1 protein-coding gene is annotated in these 573 nt (G+C 57.2%); it reads right to left on the reverse strand.

All coding sequences use genetic code 11. The features are described from left to right. Positions 1-573: Ig-like domain-containing protein (locus ABD836_RS19435; RefSeq protein ID WP_344939324.1), on the reverse strand; the 573-nt coding region annotated here is incomplete at both ends.

Below are 573 nucleotides of genomic sequence, written 5' to 3' on the forward strand. Positions count from 1 at the left end.
CCGTGTGAGTCGAGGTTGTCGTTGCCGTGAACGGATTACCTGCGACGTCAGTGCCAGTCACTGTTGCATCGAAGCTGGTGTCGGCTGCCAAATCGGCGCCGTCAACCGCAATGCTGTAGGTGTTGCCCGCCAAGACAGTACCGCTGTAAGGCGTGCCGTTGATGGTGAAGCTGATTGCGTCACCAACGCTTGCATCGCCGCCAACAGAGCCAGTCACATTAATGGTGGTGCCAGCCTCGGCCGCATTAACGATGTCATCAGGGGTGATCGCATCAACGGTAATCGTTGCTGCTGCACTCGTATCAACTGTATGCGTTGACGTGGTTGTCGCCGTGAACGGATTACCGGCATCATCGCTGCCAGCCACTGTTGCATCAAAGCTGGTATCCGCCGCAAGGTCTGCGCCATCAACCGCAATGCTGTAGGTGTTACCCGCCAAGACGGTGCCGCTGTAAGGCGTGCCGTTAATGGTGAAGCTGATTGCGTCGCCCACTGTGGCATCGCCGCCAACGGTACCCGTGACGTTGATGGTTGTTCCAGCTTCAGCCGCGTTAACGATGTCATCAGGCGTAA

Origin of the sequence: Zhongshania borealis (genome assembly GCF_039539625.1) — a bacterium.
Taxonomy (GTDB): domain Bacteria; phylum Pseudomonadota; class Gammaproteobacteria; order Pseudomonadales; family Spongiibacteraceae; genus Spongiibacter; species Spongiibacter borealis.